Annotated in this window: 22 protein-coding genes; 11 read left to right on the top strand and 11 right to left on the bottom strand. The window is 35.4% G+C overall.

Annotated elements, in window-relative coordinates:
* Positions 1–8: 8 nt before the first annotated feature.
* The 3 genes from ACP5Q2_RS06225 to ACP5Q2_RS06215 all read right to left on the bottom strand — a co-directional run bounded on the left by ACP5Q2_RS06225 (position 9) and on the right by ACP5Q2_RS06215 (position 3,818).
* Positions 9–1,175, bottom strand: coding sequence for a cofactor-independent phosphoglycerate mutase (locus tag ACP5Q2_RS06225; protein WP_424605482.1), 1,167 nt, complete (start codon positions 1,173–1,175; stop codon positions 9–11).
* A 1-nt stretch (position 1,176) separates the two neighbouring features.
* A complete protein-coding gene (locus ACP5Q2_RS06220; protein ID WP_424605481.1) occupies positions 1,177–2,544 on the bottom strand; it encodes a homoserine dehydrogenase in 1,368 nt (455 codons plus the stop codon).
* 68 nt (positions 2,545–2,612) lie between these two features.
* The gene (locus ACP5Q2_RS06215) at positions 2,613–3,818 is read right to left on the bottom strand and encodes a YihY/virulence factor BrkB family protein (RefSeq protein WP_424605480.1); all 1,206 of its coding nucleotides are present in this window, start codon (positions 3,816–3,818) and stop codon (positions 2,613–2,615) included.
* 110 nt (positions 3,819–3,928) lie between these two features.
* Between ACP5Q2_RS06215 and ACP5Q2_RS06210 the strand changes: the two genes are divergently transcribed.
* The 7 genes from ACP5Q2_RS06210 (at position 3,929) to ACP5Q2_RS06180 (ending at position 10,575) form a co-directional block, all read left to right on the top strand.
* A complete protein-coding gene (locus ACP5Q2_RS06210; RefSeq protein WP_428098289.1) occupies positions 3,929–5,803 on the top strand; it encodes an AMP-binding protein in 1,875 nt (624 codons plus the stop codon).
* Between the two features lie 10 nt (positions 5,804–5,813).
* Entirely contained in the window at positions 5,814–6,224 is a 411-nt protein-coding gene (locus tag ACP5Q2_RS06205) for a CBS domain-containing protein (RefSeq protein ID WP_424605478.1), read from the top strand.
* An 81-nt stretch (positions 6,225–6,305) separates the two neighbouring features.
* A complete protein-coding gene (gene secG / locus ACP5Q2_RS06200) occupies positions 6,306–6,626 on the top strand; it encodes a preprotein translocase subunit SecG (protein WP_424605477.1) in 321 nt (106 codons plus the stop codon).
* A 20-nt stretch (positions 6,627–6,646) separates the two neighbouring features.
* Positions 6,647–8,272 (top strand): peptide-binding protein, encoded by a 1,626-nt coding sequence (locus ACP5Q2_RS06195; RefSeq protein ID WP_428098285.1) that lies wholly within the window; start codon positions 6,647–6,649, stop codon positions 8,270–8,272.
* A gap of 2 nt (positions 8,273–8,274) precedes the next feature.
* A complete protein-coding gene (locus ACP5Q2_RS06190; RefSeq protein WP_428098282.1) occupies positions 8,275–9,258 on the top strand; it encodes an ABC transporter permease in 984 nt (327 codons plus the stop codon).
* On the top strand, positions 9,242–10,054 hold the full coding sequence (locus tag ACP5Q2_RS06185; RefSeq protein WP_424605474.1) for an ABC transporter permease: 813 nt from the start codon (positions 9,242–9,244) through the stop codon (positions 10,052–10,054). Before ACP5Q2_RS06190 ends, ACP5Q2_RS06185 begins: the two co-directional genes overlap by 17 nt.
* Positions 10,055–10,308: 254 nt before the next feature.
* Entirely contained in the window at positions 10,309–10,575 is a 267-nt protein-coding gene (locus ACP5Q2_RS06180; protein WP_428098279.1) for a hypothetical protein, read from the top strand.
* Positions 10,576–10,862: 287 nt separating this feature from the next.
* On the opposite strand, the gene ACP5Q2_RS06175 is transcribed toward ACP5Q2_RS06180, so the two are convergent.
* A complete protein-coding gene (locus ACP5Q2_RS06175) occupies positions 10,863–12,107 on the bottom strand; it encodes a rhodanese-like domain-containing protein (RefSeq protein WP_428098276.1) in 1,245 nt (414 codons plus the stop codon).
* A 331-nt stretch (positions 12,108–12,438) separates the two neighbouring features.
* On the opposite strand from ACP5Q2_RS06175, the gene ACP5Q2_RS06170 reads away from it, so the two are divergent.
* A complete protein-coding gene (locus ACP5Q2_RS06170) occupies positions 12,439–12,879 on the top strand; it encodes a universal stress protein (protein ID WP_428098273.1) in 441 nt (146 codons plus the stop codon).
* A gap of 34 nt (positions 12,880–12,913) precedes the next feature.
* Here the strand turns inward: ACP5Q2_RS06170 and ACP5Q2_RS06165 are convergent, their stop codons facing one another.
* Genes ACP5Q2_RS06165 through ACP5Q2_RS06145 form a run of 5 tightly spaced genes read right to left on the bottom strand, consistent with a single transcriptional unit; the run spans position 12,914 to position 16,205 of the window.
* A complete protein-coding gene (locus ACP5Q2_RS06165) occupies positions 12,914–14,008 on the bottom strand; it encodes an LptF/LptG family permease (protein WP_424605470.1) in 1,095 nt (364 codons plus the stop codon).
* The gene (locus ACP5Q2_RS06160) at positions 14,005–15,042 is read right to left on the bottom strand and encodes an LptF/LptG family permease (RefSeq protein WP_428098270.1); all 1,038 of its coding nucleotides are present in this window, start codon (positions 15,040–15,042) and stop codon (positions 14,005–14,007) included. The genes ACP5Q2_RS06165 and ACP5Q2_RS06160 overlap by 4 nt, the downstream gene beginning before the upstream one ends.
* Complete coding sequence (locus ACP5Q2_RS06155; RefSeq protein WP_424605468.1) at positions 15,035–15,319, bottom strand: DUF1820 family protein; 285 nt, start codon at positions 15,317–15,319, stop codon at positions 15,035–15,037. The genes ACP5Q2_RS06160 and ACP5Q2_RS06155 overlap by 8 nt, the downstream gene beginning before the upstream one ends.
* Positions 15,316–15,822 (bottom strand): hypothetical protein, encoded by a 507-nt coding sequence (locus ACP5Q2_RS06150; protein WP_428098266.1) that lies wholly within the window; start codon positions 15,820–15,822, stop codon positions 15,316–15,318. The genes ACP5Q2_RS06155 and ACP5Q2_RS06150 overlap by 4 nt, the downstream gene beginning before the upstream one ends.
* A gap of 2 nt (positions 15,823–15,824) precedes the next feature.
* The gene (locus ACP5Q2_RS06145; RefSeq protein ID WP_424605466.1) at positions 15,825–16,205 is read right to left on the bottom strand and encodes a phage holin family protein; all 381 of its coding nucleotides are present in this window, start codon (positions 16,203–16,205) and stop codon (positions 15,825–15,827) included.
* Between the two features lie 46 nt (positions 16,206–16,251).
* On the opposite strand from ACP5Q2_RS06145, the gene ACP5Q2_RS06140 reads away from it, so the two are divergent.
* The 3 genes from ACP5Q2_RS06140 to ACP5Q2_RS06130 all read left to right on the top strand — a co-directional run bounded on the left by ACP5Q2_RS06140 (position 16,252) and on the right by ACP5Q2_RS06130 (position 18,629).
* Complete coding sequence (locus ACP5Q2_RS06140) at positions 16,252–17,088, top strand: PHP domain-containing protein (RefSeq protein WP_428098263.1); 837 nt, start codon at positions 16,252–16,254, stop codon at positions 17,086–17,088.
* A gap of 94 nt (positions 17,089–17,182) precedes the next feature.
* Positions 17,183–17,317 carry a hypothetical protein gene (locus ACP5Q2_RS06135; RefSeq protein ID WP_424605464.1) on the top strand — a complete coding sequence of 45 codons (135 nt, stop codon included), beginning with the start codon at positions 17,183–17,185 and terminating at the stop codon, positions 17,315–17,317.
* Positions 17,318–17,324: 7 nt separating this feature from the next.
* Positions 17,325–18,629 carry a nucleotide sugar dehydrogenase gene (locus ACP5Q2_RS06130; RefSeq protein ID WP_428098344.1) on the top strand — a complete coding sequence of 435 codons (1,305 nt, stop codon included), beginning with the start codon at positions 17,325–17,327 and terminating at the stop codon, positions 18,627–18,629.
* 8 nt (positions 18,630–18,637) lie between these two features.
* On the opposite strand, the gene ACP5Q2_RS06125 is transcribed toward ACP5Q2_RS06130, so the two are convergent.
* A complete protein-coding gene (locus ACP5Q2_RS06125) occupies positions 18,638–19,858 on the bottom strand; it encodes an ABC transporter permease (RefSeq protein WP_428098260.1) in 1,221 nt (406 codons plus the stop codon).
* 3 nt (positions 19,859–19,861) lie between these two features.
* Positions 19,862–21,082 carry an ABC transporter permease gene (locus ACP5Q2_RS06120; protein ID WP_428098257.1) on the bottom strand — a complete coding sequence of 407 codons (1,221 nt, stop codon included), beginning with the start codon at positions 21,080–21,082 and terminating at the stop codon, positions 19,862–19,864.
* Positions 21,083–21,087: the final 5 nt, after the last annotated feature.

The raw sequence follows: 21,087 nt of genomic DNA, 5'->3' as shown, positions 1-21,087 counted from the left end.
AAGCCTCCTTATCCAATAGACCTGCTCTTTATAAAATATTCTGCTATCTTATAACCTTCATTTATCACAAAAGATGGATTCAATTTTTCATTATAACAAATATTTCCATCCGATATCACCCCGGTTCCAGCTATAATTGCTGGCACAAGCTCTGCCGCATGTGTTCTAAGGGAGATCGGTGTTGGGTGATCCGGCGTAATAAGTATTCTATATTCACCAAAAGCTTTTAACCCTTCCATTATGATAGGCAACATCCTATTATTTATATCTTCCACAGATCTTATTTTTAGATCTACTCTCCCCATGTGGCCGGACTCATCCGGTGCCTCCACATGTACAAATACGTAATCACACTGTTTCAAAGCTTCTATTGCATACTGAGCTTTACCCTCATAGTTTGTGTCTATAAAGCCAGTAGCTCCGGGTACATCTATCACCTTCATCCCCGCAAGCTTACCAATTCCCCTTACAAGGTCAACCGCAGAGATAACAGCCCCATCAAGTCCGTATACAGATTTAAAACTCTTCAAAGATGGTTTCTTCCCTTCCCCCCAAAGCCATATGGCATTGGCGGAACTTTTAACCGATTTTACGACCTCAGCTCCCTTTTCCATAATATCCAACAGAATATCAGCCCCCTCACCTCTGGGCAGGTAATCGTCAATCTCTTTTCCAATTATATCATGGGGTGGTGTAGTTTTTACTCTAAAATCGGCATTTCTAATCACCATAAGATTTCTATATCCTACCCCGGCATAAAACTCTATGGCTTTATCTTTGAATTCTTCCTGTAATTTATCGATGATACCTCTTGCGGTATCGTTATCTATGTGATGGGCGGTAAAATCTTCCATGACCTTCCCATCATCAGATAGGGTAATGAGATTACACCTGAAGGCAAAATCATTTTCTCCAAGCTCCACCCCGATACTTGCTGCCTCTATTGGACTTCTCCCGGTGTAAACCTCTGCAGGATTATACCCAAAAACTGATAAATTGCATATATCACTTCCTGGATACATTCCATCAGGAGTGGTCTTTATAAAACCACAACATCCATCTTTAGCAATAAGATCAAAATTTGATGTATTGGCAAACTCAAGTATTGTTTTATTACCTAACTCTGGTATTTCATAATCACTCATTCCATCACACAAAAGCACAAAATATTTCATATCAACTCCTATGAGCCCCTTCTACCCGTATTACAACGGTCTTACTTTTCACATAATCCATAGAATCTATCTCTCTTACGGCATCTGATACATACCGTCCAATAGTCTCATGAGTCATAAAAACAAGCGGAACTACATCACCAGGAGAATAGTCACCCGGCTGTATGGCAGCACTGATGCTTATGTTGTATTTACCAAGAACCCCCGCAATTTTCGATAATACACCAGGCTTATCCAGAGCCATAAATCTTAGATAAAAAGATGACCTGATGTCATCAATATTTTTTACAGGGAAATATGACCTGTACTCTTTCGTAAAACCAAGCACCGGAACCCTTTTCTGACAACCACAAACAATATCTCTTGCTATAGATATAATATCCCCCGCCACCGCACTACCTGTTGGCAAACCACCTGCTCCTCTACCATAATGTATAGTTCTATCCAATTTATCAGAAACAAGATAAATGGCGTTAAAGACATTTTCAACCTTTGAAAGGATATACCTTTCGGGTATCATCGTTGGGTGAACTCTCACTTCAATGTCGTTTTCATGCTTTTTAGCTATTGCTAAAAGTTTAATCTTACAGTTTAACTTTTTTGCAAAATCGATATCCACCTGTTTTATACTTGAAATCCCCTCCACAAAAACCTTATCAAAAGGTATTATGGTATTAAAGGCAATGGATGATAAAATTGTGATTTTGTGGGCGGTATCGATCCCCTCAATGTCAAAAGTAGGGTCAGCTTCAGCATATCCGAGTCTCTGGGCATCCTTTAAAACCTCATCAAACTCCTTACCCTCTTTCTCCATTCTTGTAAGTATATAGTTGGCGGTACCGTTTATTATACCATAAATCTCCTTTACGTTATTAGCCGCCAGATCCTCTTTTAAAACCTTTATGATAGGGATTCCACCACCAACGCTACCTTCAAAACCGAGTTGAACAGATTTCTCTTCAGCTTTTTTGAAAATCTCTGTACCGTAAACCGCCAGAAGGGCTTTGTTTGCAGTCACAACATGTTTCTGTTTTTCAATCGCATCAAGTATAACCTTTTTGGCAGCATTATAACCACCTATGAGCTCCACAACTATATCGATATATGGATCATTAATTATCATATTGGCATCGGTGTATTTATTTGGAACCTGCCTCAAGAATTGGTCGTCAAATTCATTGATCTTCAAGTCTGCCACTGATTTCACAAAGATATCGATTCCAGTTTTCTCTTTTATAACATTGGCATTATCTATAAGAACATTAACCGTCCCTTTTCCAACGGTTCCATAACCTACAATACCCACATTAACACGTCTATTTGACATAAACCATCTCCAGATAATTTTAAATATATCTTTTATATTCATAATAAAATAATGTCAAGTGAAGTTGAATTTTTTTTTAACGCAATTGATATTAAAAAACTGTTATCCTGTTAAAATATGAGCAACTTTTCACTTGATTTAAAAATAGCCGATGCAACGGAAAAATCATTTTCTAAAAAAAGTTTTTCTTCCTGATCGAAAACTAAAATAATACAATCATCAGAAGGTATAAAATTTACATTTTCAGATATATCGCTAACCTTAAAAAAATCATATTTTGAAAGATATATAGACAAACCATTATCGTTAACCAATTCAAGTGTTCCATCCAATAAGATGGCATAATCATAATCAGTTTTTAATATTTCTACCGTAACAGATTTGCCGTGAAAAACTCTATTTTTTAGTATCATGGAGAAAAACTTCACTAAAATAGATTTTGGATTATTAAATGCACTCTCGAATAAAATCCTGATTAAAACACCTTTATAATTATTTTTCACAAAACCATATTGAGACCAGAAAAGAAATGTAAGAAAAAAGATATAAACATAAGCAAGTGTGATGATTAAGGAACTTAATGTGCCATAAACTGCATTATAAAAAGAAATGTTGTAAAAATACTTAAATGCAATATTAAAACAATAAATTGTAAACCCGAAAAGGAGAGATATTTTTATGGAATCTATCCAGCTTAACCTTCCCAATGACAAAAAATGATAGGAGATCGAAAGCAATGCGAGAAAAAACACTAAAGGCAAAAAAGAAAATTTCTCAAGAATCAAAATTGGATAAGAAAGATCAATATCAACATAAAAAACCAAAAAGTTTTCCAAAAAAAATAGAGCTGCTTTCGACAATAAAAGAATGATTATAATCACTAAAAATAAAAAATAAACGAAAAATGGCATTAAACTATGCAAAATCGTTTCTTTCACAGACTTAATTCTAAATATTTTTTTGAAAACGCGATTTATGGACCTCAAAAAGATCGTTGACGTCAAAAAGATCGAAAGAGTACCAAATATACCAAATCCTGAAACATTAGAATCCTTTATTAACCCTACTATATTGACATTTTCTAAGATTTCAATATTTACAGATACCATCATCTCTTCAAAATACTGAACAGACTGAGGGAAATACAGAAAAACCTTCCTCAAGACCAATCCAAACATCAATAACATAGGGATAAACGACAAAAGTGCATAATAGGTAATTGCGGAATTAAAGATAAGAATATCATTGTTAACTACATAGAAAAAGGTAAGAACAATATTCAAAAGGAACCTTTTAAAAACATTCAAAGCTTTCATATCGGCATTATAGTAGAAAAATCTATAAAAATAAACTCTTTTTAAATAAACACTTGAATTTTATCCCAAAATATTCTACTAATATAAAAACAGTGTTTTAGGAAGACAATATGATATACGACAGAATAAATGAAATTAATCAGCAATATATAAGAAAAGTAATTACCAGAAACATATTAGAAGATCTCTACAGGTTAGATACCATAAAACTTTTTGATTACATAGGTGAAAAATTTCTTATCTGGGAGACCCCATACAACACTATACTTGACATAAAACATAACCCCAAATTTTCATTTTACGTAAATGGTAAATTGGATCCTATCCATAACCTTTTAGGAAAACATCTAAATTCAAATAAAAAAAATAAAGCTGCCATTATATGGCGCGGATCTGATTACACCGAAAGGATATTCACCTACCAATCGCTTCACTTTGAAATGCTCAAATTTGCCTATGCATTAAAAAAACTGGGAGTTAAGAAGAACGATGGAATTTTAATATATCTGCCAAACGTTCCAGAAGCTGTAATTTCAATGCTCGCAGCCATAAGAATTGGAGCAGTGCACACGTTATATCATTATTCCTACTCACCTGATTCCCTTGCAGATAGGATAAATGATTGTAAACCATCAATAATTATTACAACTGACTATAGTCTTGCAGGCACTGAGATAGATATAAAATCTAAAGTGGATGAGGCCCTCATAAAAGCAACCCACCAACCAAAACATGTTGTTGTTGTGGAAAGGATACCCAAAAAAACGCATATGAAGCCCATCAGAGATTTGTGGTACCACGATCTTTTAAGCGACACAGATTTCAAAGATGCATCCTCTTTAGAAAAAAATATCGTGGATAGCAATGATCCTCTTTTTATCATGGTTACTTCCACACATTTCAATGAACCAAAAGGGATGGTATACAATATTGGAGGCTACTTAGCCTGGACACATTTTATTTACACTGTTCTCTTTGATCCTGATGACAACGACACCTTCTGGAATACATCCGATATATCCTGGATTAATGGACATTCTTACGGTGTCTATGGCCCACTATTGACCGGCTCCACAACGGTAATGTTTGAGGATAATATAACATTTGAAAACGCCAAAAGGTTTTACGGTATATTAGAAAGGTATAAGATAAATAAGTGCTATACCACCCCCCGAATAATGAAAACGTTGATGAATGCCGACATGAAAAAGAAAGTATACTCCCCCACATCCTCTCTTGAACTACTTTTTCTTGGTGGTGAACCTATTGAAGAAGAGGTGCTGGATTGGACTTATAAAAAGATTGCAAACAAAAAGACCCCAATACTTAATATCTATTCTGTTACAGAGTTGGGTGGAGCAATAACAGCCCAGATTCCAGGATTTTCTGAAATCAAAAAAGACTCTGTGGGAGTACCCTTCCCTGGTGTACATCTGGGTGTTTATGACAGCATAACAAAATCTAAAATTGAATACCCAAATTTGAAAGGTTTACTGATGCTTGAATACCCAATCCCATCCATGTGTATGAAACTATGCCACGAAGAGGATCTATTTTTTAAAACATTCTGGAAAAATTACAGCAATAAATATGTCTTTAGAACCGGTGATAGTGCGTATTTTGACGAATACAACAATTTTTATCTTGCAGGAAGGGTAGATAATGTAATACATATATCAGGTAAAAGGATAAACCTTTCACAGGTGGAAGAGGCCATAAACAAAAATAGATTTGTGAAAGAATCCGCCATAGTTATCCTGAATGATGAAAAACGAGGGGATACAATGGTGGCTTTTTGCGTCCTACATAGAAAAGTTGATGAGAGTTTACATAAAAGGATTATGAATGAAATACATGAAACGATATTAGAAGAATTAGGTGAAGTGGTTCTTCCTCAGGAGATAAAATTTGTCAGGGTGCTACCGAAAGGTGCAGATGGTGGTATTCTGAGGGATTTATTAAAAGAGATTGCAATGCAAATGTAGTGGAGGATAGATGAAAGTAAAAGAAATTATGAAAACAAATGTTATTACAGCCCATGAAGATGAATCGATCAGAGAAGTAACATTAAGATTGAGAGAAAAAAAAATCACCGGAGTACCAGTTTTAAATGATAATGAAGAAGTGGTGGGGGTATTCAGTGAAACCGATTTACTAAACAGGCTACCCGATATTTTAAATGATGCCGACAAAATCCCACTGGTGGATGTGAAGGAGCTCACCGATCCACCTGTCAAAACTGTAATGTCTTCGCCAGCCATTACGGTAACTCCCGATACAGACATAAAAGATGTGGCGAAAATTTTCCTCTACAAGTACATACACAGAGTTCCCGTTTTGGAACGGGGTAAGCTTGTGGGGATAGTTTCGTTGGGAGATCTGCTAAAAGCATTTAGTGAATCATAATCCCTTTTTTTGTTGACATTTGATTATAAAAGTTGATATTATGAAAAGGATGATAAAAACTTAAAAGTTTGAGGTGTATTAATGTATGCAATAGTTTTAGGATTTCATATCTTTTTTACCATTTTATTGATCCTTGCAATACTCATACAATCAGGGAAAGGATCAAGTTTGAAAGAGGCATTCGGTGGAGGTTCATCCGACATGTTTGGACCTGGAACGCCAGAAAATATAATGACAAAAATTACAACTATTCTTGTAATACTTTTTTTTACCACATCCATAATGCTTACCATAATGTCATCATCTGGTAAAGCAGGTAGCTCAATAGTGAATAAATTGCATGATACTCCTGTAAAAACTATACCACAAAATAAGCCGATTGTCCCCACAGAAAGTAAATAAAGCTTATTCAGGTTTTATAAATGCTTAAAAAACTTTGTATTTTAATACTGCTGGCATCTACTCTCATTTCGGGGTGTGGCAAAGAAAGGGAAGATGCTGTCAAAAGAAAAACCGATTCTGCAAAATTTGGAGATTCAATAATCGAAGGCAGCATAGGAGAGCCCAGTAATCTCATACCGATACTTGCCACAGATTCTTCATCCCACGCCATTGCAGGGCTCATATACAATGGTCTATTAAAATATGACAAAAATCTCAATCTAACAGGTGATTTAGCATATAAATGGGAAGTTTCCGATGATAAGAAGATAATTACTTTCCATTTGAGAAAAGGTGTAAAATGGCACGACGATACAGAATTTACTTCAAAAGATGTAAAATTCACTTATGAAACGATCGTTGATAACAACACCCCCACCGCCTACGACTCTGATTTCAGAATCATAGACAAAGTGGAAACCCCAGATGATTACACAGTAAAAGTATACTATAAAACAGCCTATGCCCCTGCCCTATCCAGCTGGACAATTGGGATCCTTCCATACCATAAATTAAAAGGTGTCACCATCACAAAGTCTGAACTTCAGCGTTCTCCAATTGGAACTGGACCATATAAATTCAAAGAGTGGAAATCCGGGCTATCCATTACACTGGAAGCCAACGATAATTACTACGAAGGAAGACCAAATCTGGATAGATATACGATGAAGATAATCCCGGACACATCCACGATGTTTTTAGAACTGTTAAATAAAAACATAGACATAATGGGGCTATCCCCTCTGCAATTCGCAAAACAAACGTCAAACCCAAGATTTGTAAGTGATTACAATAAATATAGCTACCTGTCAAACTCATATACATACATTGGGTATAACTTAAAGCATAAATTTCTTCAGGATAAAAGGGTAAGGCAGGCATTATCCTACGCCACCCCAAAAGAGGATATTATCAAAGGGGTCTTATTTGGTCTGGGGGTACCTGCAGATGGCCCTTTTAAGCCCGGAACAATCTGGTATACCGACAACGTCACAAAATACAACTACGACTTAGAAAAAGCAAAACTTTTACTAAAAGAAGCTGGATTTGATGATAAGAATGGGGATGGAATACTGGAAAAAGATGGTGTCCCATTTTCAATCACGATAACGACAAATCAAGGGAATACCACCAGAAGCTCAATAGCAGAAATTATCCAGCATACCTGGAAGAAGATCGGTATAAAAGCTGAAATAAGGATACTTGAGTGGGCAACATTTATTACGGAATATATCGACAAAAGAAATTTCGACGTGGTAATTCTTGGCTGGACCATCCCAATGGAGCCAGATCCTTATGATGTATGGCATTCTTCAAGATGTGGTGGGAAAAATTTAAATTTTATATGCTATCAGAACAAAGAGGTTGATAAATTGATCGAACAAGGAAGAATAGAGTTTGACTTAAAAAAAAGATCAGATATTTATCATAAGATATCCCAGATACTTGCTGAGGATCAGCCATATACGTTCCTCTTTTACCCAAAAGCACTCATAGCATTGCACAAAAGGTTTAAAAATGTGGAGGAAGCTCCTGCCGGTATAATGCACAACTTTATCGACTGGTATGTGGAAAAAGACCAGAGAAGATACAAACTTACAAGGTAGATATGCTAACCTATATAGTTAAAAGATTATTTGAAATGATACCGATGCTCATCGGTATAACTCTGATATCCTTCATAGTCGTTAACCTGGCACCGGGTAACCCTGCACAGTTTTTATCATCAATGAACCCCAAAATATCCGAAACGGCCTATCAGAAATTTATAAATATGTACCAGCTTGATAAACCGGTTTTAGAAAGATACTGGATATGGTTGAAAAAATTATCAAGATTGGATTTTGGAAACTCCTTCGCATCTGATCAGAAACCTGTTTTAAGTAAAATAGCCGAAAGGCTTCCGGTGACTATATACCTTAATCTGGTATCTATGATACTTATAATTATCATCTCCATCCCAATTGGTGTCCTCTCAGCCGTCTACAGGAACTCATTATTTGACAGGATAACTACCGTAATAGTTTACATAGGTTTTGCAATTCCCACCTTCTGGCTGGCGATACTTTGTGCCTACTATTTTGGAGTCATCAAAGGCTGGCTACCCATCTCTGGACTTACATCATACGAATTTGAAGATTTTTCCACTTTAGAGAAGATCTACGATGTAATCTGGCATTCTATACTACCTGTCGGAATATCTGTATTTGGTAGTATAGCTGGATTTAGCAGATTTATAAAAAGCAGTATGATGGATGCAATAAACGAAGATTACATCACAGCCGCCTACGCAAGGGGATTAAGTAAAAATACTGTAATTTTCAAACACGCTTTAAGAAATGCCCTTTTGCCGGTAATTACCATATTAGGTCTATCCATACCGGGGCTGATTGGCGGAAGTGTAATTTTTGAGTCTGTATTTTCTATACCAGGTATGGGGCAGCTCTTCTATCAGTCGGTAATGATGAGGGATTATCCGGTAATAATGGGGATACTTGTAATAGGATCTTTTCTAACACTTTTAGGAAATCTAATAGCCGACATATCCTATGCAATTGCAGATCCAAGGATAAGGTATGGTAAAAAGAAATAAACTATTTATCTCCGGTATATCGATAATAATCTTTTTCACAGTTGTTGCCATTTTTGCCCCTATTATAGCACCTTATGACCCGTCAGAAATAGATCTCATGAATATCTTAAACCCACCATCTTTAAAAAATCTCTTTGGTACGGATGAACTGGGCAGAGATGTCTTCAGTAGAGTGGTATATGGCACCCGAATCTCCCTCTCTGTGGGATTTATATCTGTGGGGATATCTGTTTTTATAGGGACGATAATTGGTTTAGTTTCAGGTTATTTTAAAGGTTTGACCGATTTGATTTTGATGAAGATAGTGGACATCGCCCTCTGTTTTCCAACATTTTTTTTGATACTTGCGGTGATTGCTTTTTTAAAACCATCCATCTACAATATAATGATCGTAATAGGCATAACAAGCTGGATGGGGGTAGCCCGCATGGTAAGGGCTGAAACGATGAGTATCACAGAGCGGGATTATATCACCGCCGCAAAAGTTGCGGGGCTAAAAAAAAGAGTGATACTTTTTAAGCATATATTGCCCAATGTTGCCTCCCCAATACTCGTTTCTGCTACGCTCGGTGTCGCCAGCTCCATACTTGTAGAATCTGCCCTCAGCTTTTTAGGACTGGGGGTACAGCCCCCCACACCATCATGGGGAAACATCATCACATCCGGAAAAGACAATATCATGTTTGCCTGGTGGCTGTCATTCTTCCCCGGGATATGCATCCTTCTTGCCGTTCTTGGGTTTAACCTCACCGGAGAGGGTCTAAGGGATATTCTGGATCCAAAATCAAAGGAATAAGCAAACCTCCCAGAAAAAAAGAGAATTACGATAAAAAATGAAAATGTTTTATGTTCTACGTTTTACTTTTTCACGTTTCACGTTTTACGTTCCTACTTTCTAACGTTTCAACGTTCTAACGTTCTAGTGAAATGGTTTACAAGAATCATCCTTTTTTCTTTATAATTGCGATTATCAATCTATCTGACTGTCTTGCGGGATAACTGCCAGAGGAATTTGTCGTTAAGCCAAAACTATTTATCCTTGCCATTGGAGTGAGTAAATATAAAGATGAAAGCTTAAGATTGCAGTTTGCCCACAAGAATGCAGAGGACTTTGTAAAAACGATGCAGATGCAGAAGGGAAAACTCTATCAGGACGTAGTAGTTAAACTTCTTACAGATGAGAATCCAACAAAAGATGATATCCTTGATCGGCTTGAATTGTTACAGAAAAAGACAACAATCAAGAATGTGGCAATGGTCTTTATAGCAGGAAACGGAGTAAAGGCAAGGCAGACACAGACAGAGATGGATTTATAAAAACAATTGAACTTGCAAACTATGTGGACAGTGAAGTTCCATCCCTTGCAGAAAAGATATTAAAAAAAGCCCAGTATCCAACATCCACCCACTGATCAGTCATTACCTGTGGTAAGATGAGGTAAAAGATGAATTTAATAAATTATTTCAGACTTTTAAAATTTATCAATTATTAGGAAATGGTAAAAGATTCGAATAAGATTATGACATTAAGGAATTAAAGATTATCATATACTCAAAAAAATAGCGGGCATATAGCCCGCTATCGTTGCAGAATTTTATACAGATTATTTAATTTCACAATTACCAGAAGAATAATCTACTTTTGCATCAAGGAAGTAAATATTTTTCATATCATATTTGCAATCATCTTTAAGCCCAAACCACATCTCACCTGCCCTTGCACCTGTCGCACACATAAAGATAATATTTTTATCTTTTGGCAATCTTGAAACAACAGAATCGCAACCTTTTTTGTACATATCATCCACAGGGATATTTATAGCACCTTTTACGTGGGCATTCTGAAATTCTGCAGGGGTTCTTACATCTATAATCACTATGTTGTCGGGTCTTGAATATAGAAGTGTTTTGAAGAACTCTTTGTCCACTGTTCCTTCATCTTTACCAGGTTTAATTGCACCGGTATCAGCTTTAGTATCCTGTTTAGCTTCTTCTTTCTTCACCTGATTAGCTTCCTCCCCTGGTATTACAATAGGCAACCCTTTTTCTTTCCACTCTGGCTCACCTGCAGAATAAACCATTACATTTTTATATCCTTTGTCATATAAAATATCAGCAACGATATGAGATTTTATACAAGCATATCCAGCACAGAATACAACCATTTTAGTGTTTTTATCAGCAGGTAGAAGCTTAAGATAAGGCTCCTGATTAATAGAAAACTTTGTATCAGGTATATTTATAGAACCAGGAATCGTTCCTTTTTTGTAAACATTTTCAGGTCTGGCATCTATAAAAATTACACCTTCTTTATTAAGTTTTTGGGCATATGAAGTGCTTATCTCTAAATAAGATTTAGTGGAATAATCTGGATCCCCTGCGAGATATATTTTAAGATTAGTATAACCTTTGTCTCTCAAGAGCTTTGCAACGTTATAACTTTTTATACAATCATAACCAGCACAATAAACGATAATCTCAGTATCTTTTGTAACTTTAAACTGCTCAAGTTGTGGATAAAACTTATCAAATTTAGTATCAGGAATATTGATAGCACTTGGGATGTGCCCTGAGTCATACTTTAACTCAGGCCTTGCATCGATAACAACTACCTGATTAAATTTCCTTAATTTGTCCCCTAACTTCCCTTTTACATAATCATAGTCCACAATCTGAAACTTGGCTTCTTCCACAATCTGCTTGACAGTCTTACCTTTTGATTCACCAGCTTGATTGGCCTCTTGCTTAGCTTCCGGTTTTGCCACCTGCTGTTTCTCTGCACCAGCGCAACCAAATAGAGCTAACACAACACATGCCATAAATAAAGTTAATATTTTTTTAAACTTCATAACATAAACCTCCTTCTTTTAGTTGTATACAGAATACCAGAGAAAATCCTACCTGTCAAGACATTTCAACCAATAAAATCATTTATTATCAGTAAGATACATCAATATATACATATATACATATATTCAAAAAATCTAATATATTTTATTGTGAATTAATTATGTCAGAAAATTTACAAAATAAAGTTCATTGAAAGTACCACCCGATTTCAATGTTATAACCATTTTTTTCAAAAATTAATGAGTTAATTCCAATTAAAGTTTTCTTCACATTTTCATTTTTTTTTGTATAATATTATTAAGAGTTGTAAATAACACAATGGAGGTTGATATGTTTAATGTGAAAAAGATATTGGTGCCAACAGATTTTTCCGAAGCATCAGATAATGCTTTAAAAAAAGCGGTAGATATTGCAGAAGCTTTTAATGCTGAGATCATTCTCCTTCACGTAAAAATGATGGACGTAGCCATAATCGAGCAGTACCTATCAGAGGAACTGATTAAAGAGCTAAATGAGGCTACAATGAAAGATATCAACGAAAAATTAAATACCCAGATATCTAAATATTCAAAACCGAACATAAAAATCACCACTGCCATTAAAGAGGGAGTTTCATACAATGAAATTTTAAAAGCTGAAATTGAATATGATATTGATTTAGTGGTCATAGCATCCCATTCAAAAACCATATTTGAAGATATATTTTTCGGAAGTACCACAGAAAAAGTGGTAAGAAGATCAAAAAAATCTGTACTGGTGGTGAGGGATTGAATACCAAATGGGGTGGAGTACCACCCCATTTAACTTATACATAAAAAAGTTTTCTTTTTCGATAATACCCAAAAAGCCCTATAGATATAAAAATGAAATACCCCAGAAAATTAGACCAAAATGGTGGCATTACACCAGATTTTCCCATTGAAAAAAATGTTGACTGGGCAATGAAATACAAAAATACGATCACAATACCATTTCCAGCAGCTCTGATATAAGAAAATCCCCTCGAAAGATCTATTAAAAATGGCAGCACCACTATAACAAGCAATACGACATTCAGGATATTGGCTATTTTATTGTAATAGTAGCACATGTGCAGTGAGTAGCTTAATCCTTTTGACTTATAAAACTTTACTATCTTTTTTAACTCAGAAAAAGTCAATTCTTTAGGTTGAAAGACAAGAGACACATCCACCAGTCTAGTGAAAAAATCGTTGTCTTGGATAAAATTCTTCTCTTCTTTTACTATTTTTGGGACATCCGTCGTATCAACATCTTTATAGTCTAAAATAGACCATTTTTTACCTTCTATGTAGTCAGCCTGACTTATATATCTTACTTTTACAATCTTTCCATTCTCATCTAAATCTATAAACTTTATATCAAAAAGCTTTTTATTAATTATATCTATTGTGCCCACTTGAATGAAGCTATTTTTATCTTTTATCCAGAAGTTATTTAAAGTGGTCACCCTAACCTCTTCCCTTTTTTCAATATACTTTATCTTGTAATCGTTACTTTTTGCCTGACTCTTTGGAACTACAAACTCAGTAAGAAAAAACATAATCACACTAACAAAGATAGAAAGGAATACAAGTACCTTTAAGATAGATAAAAGACTGCCTCCGATGCTCACGTAAGCTGTGATTTCAGTAGTTCTAATAAGAATAATGAATGTGACTACGACTGCAACTATAAAACTGACAGGCAACGTTTGTGAAATAAACACAGGGGATCTCATAACATCGTAAATAAAAATATCCTTAAAAGTGGCTCCATACCTTGCAATATACTTTGACTGTGTGAAAAACATAAAAAACATGTATATGATGTAAACAAAAGCCTCAACAACTATAAAATTTCTAATTAGTATCTTTAAAAAATAGATCTGAAATTTATTCATTTGAGCACCCTGCCAATCCTTATTAATGATAAAAATGCAAAAATAGCGTTGGCGATCCATGGAGCAAAATATGGATTAATCTTTCCGGCAAGGTTTTCAGACATAAACATTATTACATTGTAACTAAAGATTATTCCCAGAGCTATGATCCAATTTATCGATCTGTTTGTCCTGTGAAAAAATACACCCATATTTAAGCCAAGTAGCGCCATTATCAAGGTAGAAAATGGGAGTGCCACCCTTTTTGAAAATTCAAATTTATAAATATAACCATCATCCAACCTGGATATCAGCTCATCCATAAACATAAATCGTTCTGACTTAATCTCCCTATTCAGGTTAGAATCCACATTCACAACAAAGTAAAACCTTTTAAACTCTATCTTACCATATCGATCGTTTTTACCCTGAATTATGGATCCATTTTTTAGATCAAATACCACCGCCCCAAATTTCTGATAAGCATCCGCCTCTGATGCTGTTATGAGACTTCCACCTTTTTCATCTATCAGCGTAACCTGCAAAAATCTATGTTCATCCACCTTTTTTTTAACATAAATCGTAATAGAAGGGATCTCCTTGTAAAATTCATTCTCCTTCACATCCTTAAGGGAGACGTACTCCACTGTTCTCTTCAAATTATAAATAGCATATTTATTCCCATACGGCAGAAGATAGAATGATGTCAAAAAAGCGAGCAATGTAGCTAATATCCCAAAATAGATCGTTGGTTTTAAAAGATTTGCAGGGGAAAGCCCCAACGATTTCATCACCACAAGCTCCGCATCAGCGGATAACCTATTGTGGGCTGTCATTACTGCTAGAAGTGCAGAAGTGGGTATCGTAACCATCAAAAAGGAAGGAAGGTAAAATATAAACGTTTCAATAATTATAATTGTTGGAACATTTTTTGAAAAAACCAGATCAGTAAGATCTACAACTTTGTCAAAAAGTAAAATAAAGACAAAGAAGATGTTTGATATGATAAAAATTGGATAGATTTCATCTAATATATATTTTGAAAGCTTATTCATCTCTATCTTTTACAATTCTCAAAAGAGGCTTTTCCTCTTCTTCATCTATCTCATCTATTCTTATTATATGTCCAATAGGTATGTAAGTTTTAACAACATTTTTAAACTCAATCCTACTTTTATCATCTTCAGGCGTTATGACTAGACTTGATTCCTCTTTGTGTAGAATGTCGCTAATCTCAATAAGACCCAGAAAAGAAGTGGGTAAAACAGATTTTGCTTTAAGAGTAAAAACCTCTTTTTTGGCATCATAAAACTGAATCTTGTAGTATTTCATCTTATAGGCCTTATCCTTAATTTTGGTTTACCCTCTTCTATATCTATTTTAACGTCGATATCTTTATAACCCTTCTGTTTGAATTCGTCTATCTTTGATAGGATAAGAGCTTCTATCTTATCCCTATTAATATTTTCCGGAAGCTTTTTCAATTCCTCCGCAAAAAAGTGACCACCCATATCTGTATCTTTGACTTCTTCAAATGTTTTCAGAATATCTGCAGCACTTTTCTTCACACCCTCATATTCAAGCATCTTTTTATTCCATTTATCTCTAAAAGTAAGGTATCTTGCCACAAGATTGTTAAATCTAAATCTCAAGGTAGTATTTGTAATCTGATTTAAATTATACTTGGCTATCAACTTATTGACTTCCCTTTCATAAACTATTGGTGGATGTTTTAGCAACTTTGCAAAAAACCTTTCGTAATCAAAATTTATCATTTTTATAAGATTTTCAAATTTATCAAGATCATCTTTGATCTCCTTAGAATCAATAGCCATAATCAATACCTATCAATCCTTATTTTGACTTTTGGCTTTCCGTAAAACATATCAAAAAAAAGGTTTATGATACTCACCACCAGACTGACACCTATGGCCGTCCACAATCCATCCACCCAGAAACCCTCCACTAGAGATGATACGAGCAGAATGATTATTGCATTTATGACAAAGTAAAAAAGTCCAAGTGTAAAAACATGAAGCGGTATTGTTATAAAAACCAGAAACGGCTTTACAAAAAAGTTCATTATCGTCAAAACAAATCCTGCCACAAGTAAAGCCGCAAAGGAATCCACCCTTACATGTCTAAAAATAAATGCAGAAACACCAAGCCCAATTACATTGACAAAAATTTTATATAGTGTAAATTGTAAATTGCCCATAGCATTATTATATGGAAAATTTTCTTATAATCAAGGAGAAAATACAATGGTGGATTTGCATTGTCATTCCAGGTATTCAGATGGATCTCTTACAATCGAGGAGATTTTAAAATTAGCTGAAAAAAACAGTATAGATGTTCTGTCCATTACAGATCATGATACCGTTGATGGCATTGATCATTTCATAAATACTGATTCAAACGTCCAAAAAGTAGCAGGTGTAGAAATAAGTGTTGACTGGGAAAAAGGAACGTTTCATCTTGTGGGGCTGTTTATCGATCATAAAAATGCAAAACTAATAGAAACATTGGACAAACTCAAAAATTATAGAAGAAAAAGAAATATCAACCTAATAAAAAATCTCTCAGAACTTTTAGGCAGAGAGATCAAATTGGAAGAGATATCAGATGAAAATTATGGGGAGCTTGGAAGACCCCACATTGCCAAATTTATGGTAAAAGAAGGTCTTGTGAAATCGATCGATGAGGCTTTTGAAAAGTATCTGGCCAAAGGGAAACCTCTTTATGTCCCAAAAAGTAGACTTTCCCTTGAAGAATCGATATCTCTGATCAATTCTGCCGGAGGAATATCCATAATTGCCCATCCCATAACGATCATTACGGATGATATGGATCGATTTTTTTCTAAAATGAAGGATATGGGGATAGATGCATTGGAAGTTTACTGCTCGCTGCACTCAGAAAATGATGCAAAAAAATACCTTTCAATTTCCGAAAGATATGGTTTTTTAGTCAGTATGGGCAGCGATTTTCATGGTGAAAACAAAAAGGACGTCTTTTTGGGTAAACATGGTTGCAATAACGAAGATGCATATAAATATTATAAAAAATTAAAGGAATACCATGAGTCTAAATTTTTATAATAAATTAATTCTCCTGACTGGTATATTAAATTGCGTAATATTCTTGATAATCGTTTCCCTTTACAAAAGAAACATCTTGATAAATTTTGTAAATTTGGTAAAAATGGTCTATAAAGGTTTCGACCCGGATAATGTACAGGGTATTATTAAAGGGGTTATCTGGGCATTTGTGGATGGAATAATAACTGGAGTATTGATAGCATTTATCATAAAAATATTCAATGAGTGAGGTAAAGATGTATAACATCGACTCTTTTTTGAAAGGATCCACTAATTTTATCGCCATTATTGGGCTTGGGTACGTAGGTTTGCCCCTTGCGGAAGTTTTTGATAGAAGATACAACGTAATAGGTTTTGATATCAACAAAAACAGGATAGATGAATTAAAACGAGGATACGATAGGACGAAAGAGGTGGACTCCGAAACACTTAAAAAGTGTACTATAGATTTCACCTCAAACCCAGAATCGATCTCAAAAGCTAAAGTGATAATCGTAACAGTCCCCACACCAGTGGATGAATACAACATTCCGGATCTCAGACCGGTAAAATCTGCCACAGCTACAGTTGGCACTTATATGCCAAAAGGTGCCATTGTGGTGTATGAATCTACAGTTTACCCGGGTCTTACGGAAGAGGAATGTATCCCAATTTTAGAAAAGGAAAGTGGATATAGATGGAAAAAAGACTTTTTTGTCGGATATTCCCCCGAAAGAGTCAATCCAGGGGATAAACTGCATACAGTGGATAAAATAACAAAAGTGGTGGCTGGAGATACTAAAGAAACCTTGGACTTCTTATCTGAACTTTATGGTGGAGTTATAACGGCTGGTGTACATAGGGCATCTTCCATAAAGGTTGCCGAAGCTGCCAAAGTCATTGAAAATACCCAGAGGGATATAAATATCGCATTGATGAACGAACTGGCGCTAATCTTTGATAGAATTGGTATCTCCACCAAAGATGTTCTGGATGCGGCAGCCACAAAATGGAACTTTTTGCGATTCGAACCTGGTCTTGTGGGGGGACACTGCATAGGAGTGGATCCATATTATCTTACCTTCAAAGCACAGGCTCTGGGGCATCATCCGGAAGTTATTCTTTCCGGTCGTAGAATAAACGATAATATGGGGAAGTTTATCGCTGAAAAGACGGTAAAAAAACTCATAAAAGCAGGCAAAACGGTAAAAGATTCAAAAATATTGATTATGGGGCTCACTTTTAAGGAGAATATCAGCGATATTAGAAATACGAAGGTGATAGATATAATAAACGAGCTAAACGAGTATGGTACAAAAACATTCGTTTATGACCCAAAAGCCTATCCCGAAGAAGTGAACGACGAATACGATATAGATCTTATTGATGATTTTAAGATGTTTAAGCCATATGATGCAGTAATCGTTGCGGTGAAGCATAAAGAGTTTATAGATTTTGGGTTTGAAAATATCAAATCGCTGATGGATTATCCAGTAATAATAGATGTTAAGGGGATATTCTCAGATATACCAAAAAGGGATATAATCTATTGGTGCCTGTAAAATAGAATCTACAGTGTTCTAAGGGCATTTATAGGATCTGTCTTTGAGGCTGTGTAAGCTGGATAAACACCGGATAGCATCCCCACAAAAAACGACATAATACTTGATATTAAAAGCCCAATAATCGATACCACCACTGGCAAATCAGCCACCCGGAAAACTATCAAACTTATGATTATCCCCAATAGAATACCTATACTGCTCCCCACAAGACCTACAATCCCTGATTCAAGCAGAAATTGACGGAAAATATCCCTCTTACGAGCCCCCACAGCCCTTCTGATCCCCACTTCCGTTTTTCTAAGACTTACAGAGAGTATCATTATAGAAAAGATCCCAAGCCCACCTATAAGATAAGAAATACCCGCCGTGATGATACCAAGAAATGTAACAATTCCAACAGTTTCATTCTGTATCTTTAACGCATCCACAGGGTTTATAATAGTAAAATCATCTTTTGCATCTCCATAAAGCTTATGATTATCCCTCAAAATTTTAGTGATATTATTCTTTATCATTTCAAAATTATCCCAGCTATCGATTACGACCTCCATCCCATCAATGTAATCCACGTTAGTTGCCCGTCTCATGAATGTCGTCAAGGGGATGTAAACCATATCGTCAAGATTTGTGCCGTTTAGATCTGAACCTTTCTGTTCCAGAACACCCACCACAATAAAAGGTGCCCTATAAATCAACACTGTTTTCCCCACAGCGTTATCCTTACCAAACAGTTTCTCTTTCACTTCACTACCCAACACACATACACGATCATTATTATTTACATTCTCAATGCCAAAAATCGACCCATCAGAAACGGATAATTTTTTTAATGAAAAGTAATTATCATAGACACCCAATATATTTGAAGAGATATTATTAAATTCATACCTCAAAACACCACCCCTTTTAATAAATGGAGAAACCATCTTGACACCATGCACATTATTCTTAATCATTTCAACATCTTTTAATTTCATCGTTTTTGCCTTTTCAAAAAATCCACCCTTACCATGTCTTGAAAGTTTGCCAGAGGCTACAGTAATAGTATTTTCCCCAAACTTATTCACCTCAATTTCCACCTTTGTCTTTAAAGACTGAGATATATTGTTGACGAGTACAAGGGAGAGAGCACCAAGTAAAACTCCAAATATAGCAAGGGCAGTTCTTACTTTAAAAGCACTAAACACACCATGAACAATTCTAAGATAAATTATAAACTTTTTCAAACTTCAACTCCTGATGGCAGTTATAGGGTTAATCTCCGACGCTTTTTTTGCAGGAGCCACCCCGAATATCAAAGCTAAAGCACCGGAAATAATTATTGATATGAAGAATATGTTTAAAGATATAACCACTTCAAATACCTTAAAACTCGATATAATTTTTGCCATAGCTGATCCGAGGAAAAAACCAACTATAGCCCCCAATAGAGTAATGATGAAAAATTCAAATATAAACTGCAAAAAGATGTCCCTTTTTGTAGCCCCAAGAGCCCGTCTAATTCCTATCTCTTTAGTTCTTTCGGTAACAGAGATAAGAAAAAGATTAGCCATAACAAATCCCCCGACAGAGACAGTAATCAAAGTGATTATCGTTAAAAAAGCTATCAGGGCACCTCCAATAGCGACAAAAAACTTCAGGATATCCCCAGGCCCCACTATTGTAAAGTCATCATCCTTTCCATCCCCAAGATTGTGTCTGTATCTGAGAAATTGTCTGAGCTCTTCTATCCTGTTATTAAGATTTTCCACATCCTCAAATCTGATTCTCATGGCTGTAATATACTTGTAATCACCTGTTATAAACTTACTCAAAACAGTTATTGGAATTATAACCCTGTCATTTATATTTACACCAAAGTTGGATATTCCCCTTTCTTCCAAAACACCACTTACCTGACAGGCAAAATTATTCACGTAGATATACTTTCCTATAGGATCCTCATTGAGAAAAAGTTGATCTTTTACATAACTACCCAGCAAACATTTTCTTACGGCTTTATCCACGTCCTCTTTTGAAAAATCTGAACCTTCATAGATATCCCATGTCCATGATTTACTATAACCCTCAGTGGAGCCAACGACAAATGTTTTAACATAGTTACCTTTGTAACTTACTTTGATATCCCCTCTGGCACTCATAGGTACCAGGATGTATGCAGTGGGAAATGCATCCCTTATGGCATAAAGATCCTCGAAAGTAAGTGTTTTAGTTCTAAAACCAGTAGCCTGATTCTTCTGGGTACCACCAAAAACCAGTACAGAATCAGGTCCAAACATCGAAAGAATCTGACCGGCCTTCTGATAAGCTCCATTAACCGCACCAACAACCAGAGTGACACCTATTATTCCCAGAGCAATACTTAAAATGGATAAAAAACTTCTGAGTCTATAAGACAGAACAGATTTTAATGATTCTTGAAATATCAATATAAATTTTATCATCACCATTCCAT

Source organism: Calditerrivibrio sp., from assembly GCF_049968475.1.
Taxonomy (GTDB): domain Bacteria; phylum Chrysiogenota; class Deferribacteres; order Deferribacterales; family Calditerrivibrionaceae; genus Calditerrivibrio; species Calditerrivibrio nitroreducens_A.
This window is presented reverse-complemented; position numbering and strand designations above follow the sequence as displayed.